Origin of the sequence: Terriglobus albidus (genome assembly GCF_025685425.1) — a bacterium.
Classification (GTDB): domain Bacteria; phylum Acidobacteriota; class Terriglobia; order Terriglobales; family Acidobacteriaceae; genus Terriglobus; species Terriglobus albidus.
Genome location: NZ_JAGTAS010000052.1, coordinates 110,924 through 128,213 on the forward strand (window position 1 = coordinate 110,924; position 17,290 = coordinate 128,213).

At 58.5% G+C, this 17,290-nt stretch carries 10 protein-coding genes; 6 read left to right on the top strand and 4 right to left on the bottom strand.

Annotated elements, in window-relative coordinates; all coding sequences use genetic code 11:
* Positions 1–8: 8 nt before the first annotated feature.
* The 4 genes from OHL21_RS11730 to OHL21_RS11745 all read right to left on the bottom strand — a co-directional run bounded on the left by OHL21_RS11730 (position 9) and on the right by OHL21_RS11745 (position 9,897).
* Positions 9–2,867 (bottom strand): TonB-dependent receptor, encoded by a 2,859-nt coding sequence (locus tag OHL21_RS11730; protein ID WP_263417458.1) that lies wholly within the window; start codon positions 2,865–2,867, stop codon positions 9–11.
* A gap of 211 nt (positions 2,868–3,078) precedes the next feature.
* Complete coding sequence (locus OHL21_RS11735; protein WP_263417459.1) at positions 3,079–3,531, bottom strand: hypothetical protein; 453 nt, start codon at positions 3,529–3,531, stop codon at positions 3,079–3,081.
* Between the two features lie 70 nt (positions 3,532–3,601).
* Entirely contained in the window at positions 3,602–8,065 is a 4,464-nt protein-coding gene (locus OHL21_RS11740; protein ID WP_263417460.1) for a glucoamylase family protein, read from the bottom strand.
* Positions 8,066–8,079: 14 nt separating this feature from the next.
* Complete coding sequence (locus OHL21_RS11745) at positions 8,080–9,897, bottom strand: ABC transporter ATP-binding protein (RefSeq protein WP_263417461.1); 1,818 nt, start codon at positions 9,895–9,897, stop codon at positions 8,080–8,082.
* Between the two features lie 289 nt (positions 9,898–10,186).
* On the opposite strand from OHL21_RS11745, the gene OHL21_RS11750 reads away from it, so the two are divergent.
* The 6 genes from OHL21_RS11750 to OHL21_RS11775 all read left to right on the top strand — a co-directional run bounded on the left by OHL21_RS11750 (position 10,187) and on the right by OHL21_RS11775 (position 17,233).
* Positions 10,187–11,194 carry an ATP-grasp domain-containing protein gene (locus tag OHL21_RS11750; RefSeq protein ID WP_263417462.1) on the top strand — a complete coding sequence of 336 codons (1,008 nt, stop codon included), beginning with the start codon at positions 10,187–10,189 and terminating at the stop codon, positions 11,192–11,194.
* 41 nt (positions 11,195–11,235) lie between these two features.
* Positions 11,236–11,565: a DUF6572 domain-containing protein gene (locus OHL21_RS11755; protein WP_263417463.1), complete on the top strand. Its 330-nt coding sequence runs from the start codon at positions 11,236–11,238 to the stop codon at positions 11,563–11,565.
* Positions 11,566–11,599: 34 nt separating this feature from the next.
* Positions 11,600–12,703: a carboxylate-amine ligase gene (locus tag OHL21_RS11760; protein WP_263417464.1), complete on the top strand. Its 1,104-nt coding sequence runs from the start codon at positions 11,600–11,602 to the stop codon at positions 12,701–12,703.
* Between the two features lie 254 nt (positions 12,704–12,957).
* The gene (locus OHL21_RS11765; protein ID WP_263417465.1) at positions 12,958–14,211 is read left to right on the top strand and encodes a pyridoxal phosphate-dependent aminotransferase; all 1,254 of its coding nucleotides are present in this window, start codon (positions 12,958–12,960) and stop codon (positions 14,209–14,211) included.
* Between the two features lie 105 nt (positions 14,212–14,316).
* Entirely contained in the window at positions 14,317–15,372 is a 1,056-nt protein-coding gene (locus OHL21_RS11770; RefSeq protein ID WP_263417466.1) for an aminopeptidase, read from the top strand.
* 100 nt (positions 15,373–15,472) lie between these two features.
* Positions 15,473–17,233, top strand: coding sequence for an FG-GAP repeat domain-containing protein (locus OHL21_RS11775; protein WP_263417467.1), 1,761 nt, complete (start codon positions 15,473–15,475; stop codon positions 17,231–17,233).
* The last annotated feature ends 57 nt before the right edge of the window (positions 17,234–17,290 follow it).

Genomic DNA, 17,290 nt, shown 5'->3' on the forward strand with positions numbered 1-17,290 from the left:
TGAGCGAGTTAGAAACTAATTCGGGCTGCGAGCTGAATACTGCGCGGATCCCCTACTCCATTGGCTCCACCAAAGGTGGTGCTGGGCGTCGTGGGATAGGCTCCCGTCCCCCAGGTTCCATTGGGCAGCATGTCGTTGCGATGGTTCAGAACGTTGAACGCCTCCGCCATTCCCTCCAGATGGACGCGGTCGGTAAGAGCGATGGTGCGGCTGAGCCGGGCGTTGATGCCGAAGAAGTCGAATCCGATGCCGGTATTCCGGCCAATCACTGCCCCGGCAAGTCCCTCTGTGCACGGGTTCGTTGTTGCCAGAGAGTATCCGGCGGTGCAGGGACGCTGCGTTGTCTGCTGCTTCGTCTGTCCGCCGGTCACGATGTTGAACGGCAGCCGTGAGTAGTACTGCAGTACTCCGCCGAGCTGCCATCCGTGCGTGAGGTGCCCCGTGACCGTGCTGGTATGGGACGTCGGCGAGTGCGCACTCAGATCGAAGATCAGGCGATGTCGCTGATCGTCATCCGAACGTCCGCGATCGACATTGAGATCGAAGTTATTAATCGGCGAGGAGAAAAAGAACTCGCTGATATTGTTGATGGCCTTCGACCAGGTATACGAGACCCGCGCCGATCCCCACGAGACTGGCCTCTGCACCAGCGAGACCGCCAAGCCGTCGTAATACGAATCAAACAACGAATCGTAGTAGCGAACATTGCCACGGGAGTTGTCTGGCCGCGTGCCATCGAGATTGATGTTGCGGTTGATGGAAGAGAGCAGATGCAGGCCATGCGTGTGCTGGTAGCTAAGTCCCAGGGTTGTTGCGCCGGCCAATTGCTGCTCTATGCCGAGGCTCAGCTGTTGCGCGTAGGCATTCTGAATTCCCGAACGCATCAGCGTATAGCTGATCTTCGCCGCGGGGTTTGGCGTGGTGGAGACGTTCGGGAACGATGGTGCGCCGACATCGCCTGGAACATAGGTGTATTGCAGCAGGCGGCCCCGCGCAGGATCCTGCGTGTTGTTAGCCGACAGCAGCGCATTCGCCAGCGCGCGTAACGGAATGCGGTCATAGAACAGGCCGTAACTGCCGCGCACCACGGTACGACGATCGGCAAACGGCGACCATGCGAAACCGACGCGAGGAGAAAGGTTATTCGCATCGGTACTCACGGTCGATAGAAACTGCAGGTCGTACCGCAGACCAGCGTTGACGGTCAGCGATGGAAGCGCCTTCCATTCGTCCTGCACATAGAAGCCGACGTTGGGGTTGTTCTGGGTAATATGTGGCGTGCCGAAGTTCTGAGCGTAGCTGGAGTATCCAGTAGTGCTGGACAGAAAGGACGCCAACGAGGGAAAAGTGTAGTTTCCCGCAATCGACATGGGGAACATAATGGTGTCGCGGTTGAAAAGAAAGTCCATGCCGGTCTTCACCGTATGGGCTCCGCGCTGCATTACCAGATTGTCGACCAGCTCATACAAGTAGTTCAGGCGAGCAGCGGGCGAAGAAGAAAACCGCCCGAAGCTCGCGATGCCGCTGATCGTGATCGCAGGACTGTTCTGCGTATTCGACGGAGCGTCCAGGCTGTCATAGGTGAACTGGCCACGGGTTTCGTTGAAGGTGCGCGGTGAAAGCGTCGCGATATTACTCGCTGCAACCGTGCGATTGATGTCGCGCACAGCGGTTCCATAGCTGACGTCCGCCAATGCGCCTGCACCGCGTGCATTGACACTGTTCAGCCGGTAGTAGCTGTAACGCAATGTAAGTTGATCTTTGTCGCTGAAGCGATGGTCGCCGCGCAGGAAGAGATTGTCGGAGTGCACTGTCGTCGGGTAGAGGGTCGTCGCGCCGGTTCCTACAGACAGACGAGGTCCGGTGAAGCCGAGAGTATTCAAACGGTTGTTGATCGCCGTGGCGTTCGCGGGTGAGATGGTCACGATGCCGTTCGTGTTCAAGCGTCGTCCTTCGTAGTTACCGAAGAGAAAGCTGCGGTCGCGCCGCAGCGGTCCGCCAAGGCTGGCGCCGTACAGCCCCTGCGTCAGCGGCAGCGTGGTGCGCGACAGTGGATTTTGCGCGTTAAACCGCTGATTCCGCAGAAACCCATAGGCCGTGCCATGCAGGTCATTGGCGCCGCTGCGCGTGACGATATTGAAGTAGCCGCCCATGGCCCGGCCGAACTCAGCCTGGCCACCCGAGGTGACCACCTGGAACTCTCGCACCACATCCATGCCGTAGGAGTTACCCGCAAGCCCGGCGGCATCGTCGTTGGCTGAAAGGCCATCCACCACAAAGCTGTTGGAGAAGTTCCGCTGGCTGTTGATGGAGTACCCCTGGCCGATGACCGGGGAGGTTTCGGCGAAAGTCTGCGTGCTATTGGTATTGGTGGGGCTTACTCCTGGCGCCAGAAGCGCGAGATCAAGGTAGTTGCGGCCGTTGTACGGCAGCTCCGTCACTTCGGCCTGATGTACGGTCTCGGAGATCTGGCTGCGGTTGGCTTCGAGCGGCAGCGCCGTTCCGTCGACGACCTCCACAGTGACATTTTGCCCGGCAAGCGATACCTGCAGTACGAGATCAAGAGCCGCCCCAACACCGAGCTGCACTTTCATACTGGTCGCTCGAAATTCGCGAGGCTGGGTGGCAAAGACATACTCCCCAACCGGAAGAAAGGGGAGACGGAAGCGGCCTCGCTCATCGGTCATGGTGGTGTAGTTCTGATTGGTTGCAACGGAACGAGCAGTGACAGGAGCTTGAGCAATAAGCGCGCCTGAGGGATCAAGGACGCGGCCGGTAACGGAGGCGCTGGTCAGCGTCTCCTGCGCATAGATGGCTGAGGTGGCAAAGAGGGACAGGGCGACAAGGGCCGCTCTCCGGGTAAACATGCTTTCCTCCAAACGGATTAGGGCTGCCGCAGAGCGCGTCGTACAAAGACAGTAATACGCGCCATACAACGACAGCAGAGACGTTCTTGGACCGTTGGTTAAAGCATTTTCCTGTTGCTGGGTATCCCGGAAGAGGATTGCAGCGGCGTTTTCATTGCGGAAAACGCCCATAGATACCGAAGCCCTACTCTACACCTACAGGGAAAATGCTTCAGGAGAAAAGCAGAGCCGGCGGGCCGCGCTCCGAATCGGAGAGCGTATGCAGCACTAACTGCTGCGAAAGAGGCTGGGCATAGATGTGGTCGCGCGAGGCGCGGACCGGAGGAAGACTGGCGAAGAACGGAAGCGACGCGATCGGCTGCGCCGGAGCATCGATCGAAGCCGGGCAGAAGGGGCACTTCTCCACCGGTGTGGCAACATGCAGATGGTGCGGCTCTGCATCCTGACCGGGAGCGTCTTCCGCGACCATCTCGGCCATAGCTGCGCTCACTGCCTTATCTATCATTCCCGGCTTGCCCATCATTCCCATAGAGCAGCGGTGCTTGCCGTGCCGTCGGCAGCACGGCGGCAGATGCGCATCATCGTCCTGCATGGCGGCCAGCAGAGGCGTGGCCAGGGGCAGGGCGAAGGCGACCAGCAGCAGAATGGAGAAGAGCTTCTTCAATCTCCTTGATTGCACCACTCCGTCGCGCCGTGTGCAAGCAATTCCGGGAAAAGGAGTGCGGTATTCGACGTCAAGCGACAGCCTTCACCGGAGCAGCGTGAAGTTGCGGTTGCGTGCGCTGGAGCTCCCGCAGGGCCGGTTTGCTGAGCGGACGCTCGTGCAGCAGCAGCTCAGCGGCACGCACTTTGGCATTCGCGTGGAACCACTGCTGAAAGATGTTGTCGCAAAGCAGGTTGGTCACTGCGAGCAGACACATGCCCTGATGGTGAGCCATCCAGCTCCGCACCAGCTCCGGTTGTTTATGATTCAACCGGTAGTCGGCAGCCTCATAGAATCCGTAATCGCCGACCCAGCCCATGTGCGCCATCCACCGCAGGTTAGCAATCGCCTGCTTGCGGATAAACGGCAATGTCAGGAAGGTGGAATAGGGCGAGATGACCGGCCCATCTTCGGCGCCATACTTCAGCGCCAGGTCCGGGATGCCCCACGCCTGATACTGATAGCGTCCGTCGGGATCGCGTGTCGCCATGCCGCTCTCGGAGATTCCCCATGGCATGCCTTTGACGTGGTGCTGCTGGATGGCAATCGCAGACTCCATCGACCGCGTGATCAGGGTATCGGGATAGTGGCGCATCCACAGCGCGGGCATCAGGTATTCAAACATCGTGCCCGTCCACGAGAGCAAAGCAGCCTTGCCGTCCACGATCACATGGGAGCGGCCCAGACGGAACCACGCCCGTTGCGGGATATCTCCCTTGGCGATGGCAAGAAAAGTAGCGATGCGCGCCTCGGAGGCGACGAGGTCATAGCAAGCTGGGAAGAGCTCCTTCTGCGCTCCATCGTATCCAATGGAAAGAAGCTGGCGCTGCGGCTCCAGCATGAAGTCGAAGCGCATGGCATTGGCATGCCAGCCGCTGAGATTAGCGATGTGTTGCACTTCGTGTACCATGGCGCCAAGCGACTCCATCGCCGTCGGCAGCAGGACTCGCAGCTCGATTGCGAGTTCGCGGTCCGCGCCGGTGGCGGCATTCGCCAGGTGCATCAGGCGTTCGTCGAGCGAGCGCACATAGTCCACGGCATTCTGCAGCGCGGGAACAATCTCATTTTCGGGATCGGCGAAGACCGTCAGGTGAAACAGCGACTCGAACTTCGGCAATAGCCAGGGAGTGTAACGCTCCACATAGTCGATGAGCTGCTTGCGGCGTCGCTCCGCCTCCGCAAGCACCCACTCTCCCTGGGCTTCGATGCTCGGAAGTTCCATCAGCCAGCGAATACTGTCACGCAGTGCGGCGATGGAAGGAGAAGGTGGGAAGCCTTCGTGGCCCATCATCTTCCGGATCGCCGAAAACATCGTCTGCGTAAGGAGCGGCCGCTTCAAAATATCCTGCACACCGCCGGTAAGGGCGTAAAGACTGGCTGCCAGGTTGCCGCTATCCACAGAAGAGATGGTGAATGGTGGAATCGCCTGCAGTGTGGGGATATCGATCCAGTTATAGATATGACCATTTACTTTCTCCAGGCGATCATAGGAGGCCATGGTGCCCAACGTTGCGCGGGTAAATTCCGGCACGGTAAGGAAGCCCAGCTGCAGCGCCGCCTGGCGGGCATTGAAGAGCATGCCAAGGTTCGTGGGCGAAAGCGTGCGGGTCTGGTGCAGATTCTCTTCGGTGACATTGTCTGGAATCAGCCACTGGTTCTGCTCATCCCCAAACTCCGCATAGTATCGCCAGGTAAGCAGCGCCTGGCGCTCGAGAAACTCGCGATCCTCTGCCGATAAAGGAGCATCCAGCTTCCGCGGCGGCGAATTGAGCCAACCGGTGATCGCCGAGGTCAAGGCCCACAGCACCAGGATTGGCCCGGCGGCGAAGAGATCCTTCCAGTGATGCAACGCAATGACGACGCCGATGGCGAAGGCGATGGCTGGAGAGATCTGCAGATAGATATCCAGCGAGCTGCGTGTACGAGCGGCCTCTGCCTGCGCGGCGGTCTCCCATTCCAGCAACTTTCGTCCAGTGAGAAAACGCCGCACCAGCGAACGCATAATGGCGTCGATGGAGAGCAATGCATGGTGGGGCAGAAACGCGAGGTTCAGAAGATTAAATCCGAGTGAGGACCAGAAGGCGCGGAAGCTCTCGATCACAGCCTCAGAGTTACGGCGTGCCATGGCGCGGCCGATGTTGAAGGCAAGCTGCACAAAGACCGGGAAGAGCAGCAGCATCAAGGTGACGAAGGTCCAGTAGCGAGCCCCTCCGGGCAGAAAAAGCCAGCCGCAGATCAGAAGGATAAAAGTGATCGGTTCCACCAGACTGCGGCGCAGGTTATCGAAGATCTTCCACTGCGAGATCATGCTGATGGGGTTCTCGACCATCCGGCCCGACTCATCCGGAACGCTATTGAAAAGCCACTGCAGAATCTGCCAATCGCCGCGCACCCAACGATGCTTGCGGCGTGTATGCGCTGAATAGTGTGACGGATAATCGTCGATGACCTCGATATCTGTCACCAGACCGGCGCGAGCATAAGCGCCCTCAATCAGATCGTGCGAGAGCAGCATGTTACGCGGGAAGCGGCGATCGAGCACCTCATGCAGCACCGACGCCTCATAGATACCTTTGCCCGTGAAGCTGCCCTCACCGAAGAGATCCTGATAGACGTCGCTTACAGCACGTGTATAGATATCGAAACCGGTCTCACCGGAGTAGAGCGATGCAAGCCTCGAACGCGAGGCAGATTTTACGCTGACACCGACGCGAGGCTGCAGGATACCGTAGCCGCGCGTGACGATCCTGCGACGCGGGTCGATGATGGCCTGGTTAAGCGGATGCGATATGGTGCCGATCATCCGTGCGGCCGTGTTGCGCGGAAGCTGCGTATCGGAGTCGAGCGTGATGATGTAGCGTACCCGCTTCAACACGCTGACCGGCCCTGCCTTCACCGGGAAGCTGTCGAACTCACTCCGCAGCAGCTTATTCAGATCCAGCAGCTTTCCACGCTTACGCTCCCATCCCATCCATACACCCTGACGGGCGTTGAAGACGCGATGCCGGTGCAGCAGAAGGAAGCTTCCGCCTGTATCCTTCGCGTAGCGTGCGTTCAACTGATCGGTCATACGCACCGCAAGATCAACAAGCTCGTTGCGGTCTTCCATACGCGGACGAATTTCGGAGTCGGGCAGATCGGTCAACAGACCGAAATACAGGTTTGGATCGGTGTTCGAGAGATAGCGCGCCTCAAGCTCATCGAAGAGATCGATGATCTGCTCCTCGTTCAGCAGAAGCGTCGGCACTACGATGAAGGTTGCAGCATCTTCCGGAATGCCTTTGGTGTAGTCAAGCTTGGGTAGAGCGCGCGGCCGGATAAAGGCAGTGATGGTGTTGTTGACCAGGTCGCTCGCGCCCTGCGTCGCCGGCAGCAGGGCAAGGAGCAGGGTTCCCATAACCGCCAGAAATGCGTGGTTCGGCACCAGGGGAACGATGAATGCCGCGATCGACAGCACAGAAACGACGAAGATACTGAGGATATAGGCCTCTTCGCGGTTTGCTGCCAAAGCGGCACGTATACGACCGACTAATGTGGGGTGATAGCCGATGCGATTTGCCAGCTCCGGGAACCCTTCTTCGAAGAGGTAGTAGCCCACATGTGCAAGGCGCCGCGCCAGACGCTGATCGGCGGGAGGATTGATCTCCGCCTGCCGGGCAAGGTCAAGTGCAATGTGGGCGACCTGCAGTTCACTGTAGTCGGAACGGCATGCCAAAGCGGCGACACGTTGCAGATATCCGGACCGGGTCTCCTCATCCATCGCTAGAAAGACGCCATAGGGATCACGCGCAAGCACGGGATAGAAGGCCACCATGTCCGGCGTGAGCAGCGACCACTCAAACTGCTGCAGACGCCGCAGTGAGTGAAGCGGCGCAGAGAAAGGTGAGTTCTCAATCGAGGGCATGGTGCCGGTAAACGCCTCAGCGGCGCGGTCGAGCAGAAACTCCACCTGTGCAAGACGCAGGAAGAACGGCAGTGCAATGGTCTCGTGCAGCAGCAAGGGATCTTCGGTTTGAATGACCGAGACAAAAACGAGGAGGGATTCGGGCGACCAGATGCCCTTAGCCGCATCCAGGTACTCTTCTGCGACACGCATAGCCCGAGGCAGAGCGCTATCTCCGGGAACGGTCACGCGCGGAAGCCGGCGGACATTCTTTTTACTGCTCTCGGCCTCGGTAAGCACTGCCTGCAGCATGCGGGAGCTCTCCAGAAGCTCCAGCGGAGGCGTGAGTTTGCGAAGGTCGACCACCGCCTCGCACCGGCGCAGAATCTCGCTCAAACGCGCAGTCACACGTTCCAGCCGCACTCCCAGATCGTCCGGCGCGTCTTTAGGACCCAGTTTCACTGGCCGCCACGCTGCCAGCAATGACTGCGCACGTTGGCGCAGCACCTCATCGCTGACGAAAGGCTTTTCCGGCAGACCCTCGGTCTCAAAAACCGGAGCCGTCAGAGGCAGGTGCTCGAATTCTGTATGGCCCTGAACTTCTGTCATCATCCTTCTTTCGCTCGTTAGCGGTAACTTGCCGCTTGCATCTCAAACATCTCGGCGTAGAGCCCACCGGATTCCATCAGCTTCTGGTGATTTCCTTCTTCGATCAGACGACCGCCGCTCAACACTACGATGCGATCTGCCATGCGGACGGTCGAGAAGCGGTGCGAGATCAGCAGTGCCATCTTTCCCTGCGTCAACTCAGCAAAGCGTTCAAAGACCTCGAGTTCACTGCGGGCATCAAGCGCCGCAGTGGGCTCATCGAGAATCAACAACTGCGCATCTCGCAAATAGGCGCGCGCCAGCGCAATACGCTGCCATTCGCCGCCCGAGAGCTCCACACCGCCCTCGAAGCGACGGCCAAGAAGCTGGTCATAGCCATGCTCCAGCTTCGCCACCACCGTATCCGCGAGACTCTTATGCGCCGCATACTCGATCTCGCCCGCATCGAGTTTCCGATCGACACGGCCGACGCCAATGTTTTCGCGCGCGGTCATCTCGTACTTCATGAAGTCCTGGAAGATAACCCCGATCTCGTGGTGCAACTCCTCCAGCTTGTACTCACGCAGGTCGCGGCCATCCAGAAGGATTTGTCCCTCAGTAGGGTCATACAGCCGCGTGATGAGCTTGACGATAGTTGTCTTTCCTTGCCCGTTTTCTCCGATCAAAGCGACACGCTCCCCGGGGCGAAGCGTGAAGCTGAAGTTTTTGAGCACCGTACGGTTCGTTCCGGGATAGGTGAACGACACATTACGGAACTCGAATCCCTGACGGATGGGATTTGGCGCCGGCAATCCCTTCGGATCGGACCTTACGGTCGGCTCCATGCGGAAGAACTCGATCAGGTCAGTGAGGAACAATGCCTGATCGGCGATGCCGGAGGCGGTGGAGAACACCTGCTGCAGGTTCGAGTTGGCCTGCTGAATCGATGCCGTGAGAAAGGTGAAGTAGCCGATGCTGTACTCGCCCTGGATTGTCCTCCAGATGACGTAGACGTAGGCGCCGTAATAGCCCAGCGTACTGACCACGTTCAGCAGGCCGCCGATCAAAAGCTTGCGGCGCGCAAAGGCGGTGTCTTCGGCATGGATACCACGGGCCAGCTCGTCAAACTTACTGGTGAAGTAGTGACTCAGACCGAAGAGCTTGATTTCTTTGGCGCCGTCGCGGCTGCCGGCCACCTGGCGAAGGTAGTCCATCTGCCGCTTTGCTGGTGTCTGACGGAAGTTCTTCGCATACCCCAGGAACGCAAAGTGAGTCTCGCCAAGGAACGACGGCAGCACCCCTACCAGCATCAGCAACACCAGCCATGGCGATGCCAGCACCAGGGCTGCGGAAAAGACAATGGTCGTGATGATCTGCTGTAGCAACCGGCCGATCTGCTGAATCATCACCAGGCGGTCCGTTGCCTGCACTCGCGCGCGCTCCAGGCGGTCGTGGAAGATGGGATTTTCGTAAGTGGTCAGGTCCAGCCGTGCCGCCTGCTCCATCACCTTGACTGAGGCGTAGTGGGTATAGCTGTTGGCCAGGAGAGCATCGCTGAAATCAATCGCCCGCATCATCAGACCGAGCACGACATTGATACCGATCTCGGCAGCGACCAGATACCAGAATCGCGGATCAAGCGAACGGCCGCGCAACGTATCCGCGATGTCATTGATGATGTACTGCACAATCTTTGCGGCGGCAAAGGGGCACACGGCCACGATGATGCGCAGAATCACACCCCAGATCACGGCCTTCCGGCTGGACCGCCACATGATCGTGAGCACCATCGGTACGTTGCGCAACGCGGCAACACGTTCTCGCCAGGGGTTCTGGTTGGTGGTCTTCTCGCTCATGGACTCTCAGTCAGGTTCAGGACTGCATCAATACATTCGCGTGTGCGGGACGCGACACAATGGCTGGTCCGTAGGATGCGCGCAACTGTAACGGAGGTTGTGCAAACAAGGGCTTCGGAGCCTCTCGTTATGCACAACATGAAGAGTCGGCCGACTGGAATTCCGATGTCGCTTCGCGCATTGCGTCTTAACCCACAGATTGCCGGGGAGAACTTTCATGGTTCTCCCCGCAACTTCTTTCACACACCCGCACTACACTAGCCTGAAGCGAACGGAGGATCCCCCTACTGTGAAGACGATCGGCGTTCTCTTTGGCATGGAAAACACCTTCCCCGGCGCACTGGTGGAAAACATCAATGCGCGCGGGCTCGACGGCATCCGGGCAGAGTTTGTGCAGGTTGGCGGTGTGGAGATGGGTGCCGCTTCGGGCTACGACGTCATCGTCGACCGAATCTCGCATGACATTCCCTTCTACCGCAGCTTCCTGAAGAATGCTGCTCTTCGTGGAACGCAGATCATCAACAACCCCTTCTGGTGGTCGGCGGACGACAAGTTCTTCAACTATGCCCTGGCCTCCCGGGCCGGGGTTGCGGTTCCGCGCACGGTGCTTTTGCCCTCCAAGCAACTGCCTCCGAACACCACGGAGCGCTCCATGCGCAACCTGCAGTATCCGCTCGACTGGGACACTATCTTCAGCTACGTCGGCTTTCCCGCCTTCCTGAAGCCGCACGACGGCGGCGGCTGGCGTGATGTCTACCACGTCCATAACGCGGAAGAGTTCTTCCATGCGTACGACCAGACCCGCGATCTGTGCATGGTACTGCAGGCGGCCGTGAACTTCACGGAGTACTTTCGCTGCTACGTCGTAGGCCAGAAGAAGGTTCGCGTCATGCAGTACGATCCGCGGCGGCCGCACCATGAGCGTTATGTACACGACGGCCCGGCTCCGGCCAAAACCCTGTTGAAGCGCGTTGAAAAAGACGCCCTGACCCTCTGCCAGGCGCTCGGCTACGACCTGAATACGGTCGAATTCGCCTGCGAGAATGGCATCCCTTACGCGATCGACTTCATGAACCCGGCGCCCGATGCCGACCTGCACTCCGTCGGCAAAGCGAATTTTGACTGGATAGTAAATGCCGTCGCCGACCTGGCGATTGCACGGACCAAGCTGAGCGGCAAGCCTCCGGAACTGAAGTGGTCTGCCCTGCTCGGCGCACCGGAGGAAAAGCCGGCGAAGAAGCCCTCAAAGAAAGCGCCTAAGGCTCCAAAGGCCCCGAGGACGCCTAGGAAAAAGTAGAGGCGATGCAGGCTTCGGGCCCGGCGTAGAGTAATACAGATATGGTTGATGAACCGAACAAAGTAGATCAGGTCTCCGTCACCAGCGACGGAGCCTACGTGCTCACTATTCAGGACCACTGGGACTGGGAGGTGGACTTCGATCACGTGCAGGTGCTGGAGGATAAACTGAACGCCTATCTCGGCTTTATCGAGGGCGGCCAGATGGAGGAGCTCTATCCGGCGTCGGCCAGGTTGCCGCTGGAGATCGACATCCAGTTCCAGTTCGCTCCCAGCGAGTTGGGTCTGCAGTTTTTGGCCGCCGCGAAGAACACGATTGAAGAGGGCGGCTACAAACTTACCTGGAACATTGTCACCGAGGCCAATGCCTGACAAGCGGACGGGGGCCTGATACCTTCATCTCACCATGCGCCCATCGTTCTCGCTCGGCATTGAAGAGGAGTATCAGACTGTCGATCCTGAAAGCCGGGATCTTCGCTCGCATATCGCCACCGAGATGCTGGCCAAGGGCAGGCTCCGGCTGGAAGAGCGTGTAAAGGCCGAGATGCATCAGTCTGTCGTCGAGGTAGGCACGCGCGTCTGCCGCAATATTGAAGCGGCCCGCGAAGACCTCTACGATCTGCGGCGCAATATGGTCCGGCTGGCCGAAGAACACGGCCTGCTGCTGGTTGCCGGCGCTACGCACCCCTTTGCGGACTGGCGTGTGCAGGAGATCTATCCGGATGACCGCTATAAACGCGTCGTAGAGGACCTGCAGCTTGTTGCCCGCGCCAACCTGATCTTCGGCCTGCATGTCCATGTTGGCATTGAAGACCGTGAAGCCGCGATCCGCATCATGAATTCGATGCGGTATTTTCTGCCGCACATTCTGGCGCTGAGTACAAACTCCCCATTCTGGCTGGGGATGGAGACGGGCTACAAGAGCTATCGTGCGAAGGTCTTCGAGAACTTTCCCCGGACCAACCTTCCCGACAGCTTCGCGAGTTACTCCGAGTTCGAAAGCTACGTTAACCTGCTGATCAAGACCAACACCATCGACAACGCCAAGAAGATCTGGTGGGACATCCGTCCGCATCCTTTCTTCAATACCGTTGAGGTTCGCATCTGCGACATTCCCCTGCGCGCGGAAGAGTCAATCGCTATTGCCGCGCTGATCCAGGCGACAGCTGCGAAACTCTACAAGCTGCATGAAGCCAATGTGGACTTCCGCCAGTACAGCCGCGCGTTGCTGATGGAAAACAAGTTCCGCGCAGTGCGATACGGCCTTGACGGAAAACTGATCGACTTCGGGAAGGAGGCTGAGGTGCATGAGCGGGATCTGATCCGCGAGTACCTCGCCTTCGTCGATGATGTTCTGGACGAGTTAGGCTCGCGGGCTGCGGTCGAAGCTCTCCATAACATTCTGGAACGGGGTTCCGGCGCTGACCGGCAGCTTGCCGTCTATCGGCAGACCGGGAGCCTGCGTGCGGTAGTCGACTACATGGCAGCGGAGACCAGGGCCGGTTTGTAACGAATTAATGACAATCAAATTTTCTGTTCATTCCTCTTTTCAGAAGATTTAATCCGGCGTACATTTGTCTTCAGATGAGCAGTTCCTATAGTCTTCTGCTCAACAGTTCCGTTACATTTTTGTTCCCTTTTGGGTTGTAGCAAGTTTTTGCAGTCTCCGGCGAAGCTATCGCCGATGTGTATTCGCAATCATCCTTGTAGTCGCCGTCGTGTCGCTGTATCCAACCTGCAGTCTTTTTTGTGAGGGAAACACCCATGAGCTCGATCTTCGACGTCAGTTCCGCAGTCTCTCGCCGCAACTTCATGCGCCTGTTTGGCGCTGGCGCTGCGGCCGCAGCCACGCTTCCTAACTTCTCGCAGACCGCATTCGCGCAGGCAGCTGGCCAGGCTGCCGGTCGTCGCGGTATGGGCGAGCGTCCGATGATGGATAAGGATGTCATCGTGATCTCCTCGAACGAGAACCCGCTTGGACCGGCTCCTTCTGCTCTTGCCGCCGTCGCGCAGGCAGGCCCCACCGGCGGCCGTTATGACAAGTACGGTGTTGGCCCCGGCGTTGTGAAGACTCTCTCCGAGCAGTTTGGTCTGAAGCCCGGTTATGTTCAGCTCTATCCCGGTTCCGGCGGTCCGCTGGATATGGCGCTGATGTCGAACATCGGCCCCGGCAAAGGCCTGGTCACCGCCGATCCTTCCTATGAGCAGGGCTCTCGCGCTGCCATGAAAGTAAAGGCTCCGCTGAAGCAGGTTCCGCTCAACGCCAAGTACGAGCACGATGTAAAAGCCATGCTGGCTGCCGATCCGAACGCCGGCGCTTTTTACATCGTCAACCCGAATAATCCGACCGGCACGATGACGCCGAAGGAAGACATCATCTGGCTGATCAACAACAAGCCCAAGGGCTCGGTTGTAATCGTCGACGAAGCCTATCACCACTTCTCCACCCATGAGTCGATCATCGATCAGGTTGCCGCGGATAAGGACGTCATCGTTCTGCGCACCTTCTCGAAGATCTACGGCATGGCTGGTGTCCGTGCTGGCTTCGCCATCGCCCGCCCGGATCTGCTGGAGAAGTTCGAAACCCTGAGCGGCAACGTCAGCCTGCGCAACACGGCTTCAGTTTCGCTGCTCGCTGCTGCCGCTGCGGGCGCCAGCCTCCGTGATCCTGAGTTGGTTCCGCTGCGCCGCAAGATCAACACCGACATCCGCGAAGCCACGCTGGAGTTCCTGGACAAGAAGGGATACAAGATAGTTCCCGGCTCCCAGGCCAACATGTTCATGGTCGATGTCAAGCGTCCTGGCAAGGACTTCCAGCAGCTCATGATGAAGGAGAAGATCGCGATCGGCCGTACCTGGTCTGCCATGCCGACCTACGTTCGCGTCACCGTCGGCACCAAAGAGGAGATGGATAAGTTCCAGACGGCATTCGTCAAGTGCATGGATGTTCCTCCGGGAGCTGTCAATGCCTCACTGCACTCGGAGCTCTACATTCCCAGCGAACTGCACCGCGCCTGATGGCCGTGCGTTCCAAACCCGGAAACGAACCCCGGCTACGGCCGGGGTTCTTCTTTCCACCGGACTGCACTGCCGTTCACAATGGCTTAAACTTGGAGTAACGCCATGATGCAGACGGCCCAACAGCAGCAGCCCCTCCTCTCCACCTCGTTTCCCGCCGAGTTCACACCTGGCGCCCGCTCCGCAGTGCGTACCTGCCTGCGTGTACAGCCGGAAGAAAAGGTCACTCTCATCACCGATGAAAAGTGCCTTTCCATCGCTGCCTCCATCGCGGCAGAGCTGGAGGACCTGGGTTGTATCTGGAATGGCTTTATCTTGGAACAACTTGCGCCCCGGCCGCTGGCGAACATGCCGCAGGCGGTTCTGGATGATATGGAGACCTCCCAGGTCTCAATCTTCGCCGTGGAAGTGCAGCCGAACGAGCTGCGCAGCCGTATGCAAATGACCGATGTGGTGAACCGCCAGGGAATCCGCCATGCCCACATGGTGAACATCACCCCCGAGATCATGACCCAGGGCATGCGCGCTGATTATCAGGCAGTCGATGAGCTCTCCCAGGCTGTACTGGATCGCGTGCAGAAGGCGACTTACGTCCGCGCCACAACCCCGGCAGGCACTGACCTGCATGTGGCGCTCTCGCCCGAGTACAAGTGGTTCAAGACCTCCGGCATCATCTCGCGGGAGAAATGGGGCAACCTGCCCGGCGGCGAGTGTTTTACCGCGCCAGGAGAGGTGAACGGTGTCTTCGTCGTGGACGGCGTTGTGGGCGACTATCTCTGCGCCCGCTACGGCATTCTGGAGCACACCCCGCTTACGATCTGGATCGAGGGCAACCGCATCCGCCGCGTAGCCTGCGATAACAAGCAGCTTGAAGAAGACTTCTGGGCCTATACCCACACCGACGGTAACTCCGACCGCGTGGGCGAGTTCGCTATCGGCACCAACATCGGCGTCACCAAAGTGATCGGCAACATCCTGCAGGACGAGAAGTTCCCCGGCATCCATATCGCCTTCGGCGACCCATACGGGGCGCACACCGGTGCGCCATGGAGGTCGTCAACGCATATTGATGTCGTGGGCCTGCACTTCAACATCTGGCTTGGTGATGAACATGGCGAAACCCAGATCATGCAGAATGGCGAATTTTTGATACAGCCGTAAATCTCGAGCTGGACTCGATATTTCGTTTGTTTGTCATCCTCGCAGGCAACCATTCGCGAGTGGGAACTCTTCTACTGCAATGCAGTCTGGGAGTTCCCCTATGCGTCGACCTCTTCTGCTTTCGGTTCTCCTCTTTGGAGCATCCACTGCCTTAATCTCTCAAACCATAGCTAGCTTTGAAATGTACGGTACCAACTCCTGGACCATCGCGCCCTCTTATGCTGTCGCTCGCGGTGACTTCCACAATGCAGGCAAGCAGGACGTTGTCTATGTGGGTAGTACGCAATCGCAAACTGTGTTTACGATGTTGACGGGGAACGGCGACGGCACCTTCCAGGCCCCACAAACAGTCGCATCACCGGGCACTTTTACAAGCGATCTCGCTGTGGCCGATCTAAACGGAGACGGCAATCTCGACCTGGTGGCAGCTACCGACAACGGGCTGGCGGTGTTCTACGGCAACGGTAACGGAACCTTTCAGGCGGCGGTGCAATACCCGACGACAGCAACGCCAAATTCTGTTGCTGTGGGTAATTTCTTCAGTGACGGCCACCCCGATGTTGCGGTCGGCGATAGCAAAGGAAACGTCGAGTTCTTCAAAAATGTAAATGGAAACAGCCTGGTGTTGACTTCCAGCGTAAGTATCGCAAGCGGCACCTCAACGCTGGTTCGCGCGGGCAATTTGAATGGGAATGGTCTCACCGATTTGGGTGTGCTGGTTCAGGGCAATTTTTCAGGAACGTACAGCGGCGTGGTCTTTGCGGTATGGAACCTTGGCAACGGCAACTTCAGTGCCGATAACCTGGCGAGCTACCCAAGTCCGTTGTCGCTGAATGTGGGCTCCGCCAATGGCACCGGAATCGACGATATCCTCGTCTCGTACGACTGCAATCCCAGTGTGCCTCCGGGCACTTCCCAAACCGCATCCTGCACCGGGATCGACATCTTCTACGGGCAGGGCAATCAGAGATTAATCCAGCGCACTGCGGTCACCGATCCGCCCGATCTCGCGGCGAACAGCGCGCCCTGGCCTGCTGATGTAAATGGCGACGGCATTATCGATATCGTATCGGCGGGCTACCACAAGCAACTCGATGGCTACGCCGGATTGATGGTGTGGCTGGGCAATGCCGATGGCACATTCCAGCAGACGCCGCAGTATTACTTCGCAGATACCGATAACGCCGGAGCCATCGTCCCTGGAGACTGGAACCGCAACGGAATGATGAGCTTCATCATGGTGGGGGGTGCAGGGACGGAGGTATATATCAACGGCAGCACTCGCGCCGGGTGCAGCACTTATACCATCAGCCCTTCCGTGACCGTATGTCAGCCGATAAACAACACCTACGCGCCGAGCACAGTGACGGTGCAAGCCAACGGCTACGACACTACGCCAATGACCGCGATGCAGGAATACATCGATGGCACACTCGAATACTCAAAGCCGGTGACGAGCTTCAATACAGCCTTCAATCTTAATCCGGGCACTCACCTGCTCGTGACCAAAGGCTGGGACCAGAGCGGTGTCAGCTTTAGGGCCGACCGTACAATCACCGTCTTCAATGGCAGTCCGTACCCGGCCTGCGCCGCAGCGTTCGGTACAGCCAATATCTGCCTGCCTTCGGGCACGACGAGCAGCTCACCGGTGCACATCCTCGCCAATGGGGCGACCGATAGTATCCCCACGGCAGCGCAACTCTACATCGATGGGAACCTGGTGGTGAACAACACGACCGGGGCTACTTCCTATGTGGACACGGCCCAAAGTCTGTCCTCTGGAACACACTACCTCGTCTTCAAGATGTGGGACAGCAATGGAGGCGTTTACCAGGCCACCAAGACCCTCACGGTGAACTAAAAATAGCCATAGTCTGCCGGCATCGTTGGGCGAATGGAAGGGATGTCCCCGCCCGAG

Bases quoted from the DNA above. Each gene is read 5' to 3' on its own strand.
- OHL21_RS11730 (WP_263417458.1), bottom strand. From the start codon at position 2,867: ATGTTTACCCGGAGAGCGGCCCTTGTCGCCCTGTCCCTCTTTGCCACC.
- OHL21_RS11740 (WP_263417460.1), bottom strand. From the start codon at position 8,065: ATGATGACAGAAGTTCAGGGCCATACAGAATTCGAGCACCTGCCTCTG.
- OHL21_RS11745 (WP_263417461.1), bottom strand. From the start codon at position 9,897: ATGAGCGAGAAGACCACCAACCAGAACCCCTGGCGAGAACGTGTTGCC.
- OHL21_RS11755 (WP_263417463.1), top strand. From the start codon at position 11,236: ATGGTTGATGAACCGAACAAAGTAGATCAGGTCTCCGTCACCAGCGAC.
- OHL21_RS11760 (WP_263417464.1), top strand. From the start codon at position 11,600: ATGCGCCCATCGTTCTCGCTCGGCATTGAAGAGGAGTATCAGACTGTC.
- OHL21_RS11765 (WP_263417465.1), top strand. From the start codon at position 12,958: ATGAGCTCGATCTTCGACGTCAGTTCCGCAGTCTCTCGCCGCAACTTC.
- OHL21_RS11770 (WP_263417466.1), top strand. From the start codon at position 14,317: ATGATGCAGACGGCCCAACAGCAGCAGCCCCTCCTCTCCACCTCGTTT.
- OHL21_RS11775 (WP_263417467.1), top strand. From the start codon at position 15,473: ATGCGTCGACCTCTTCTGCTTTCGGTTCTCCTCTTTGGAGCATCCACT.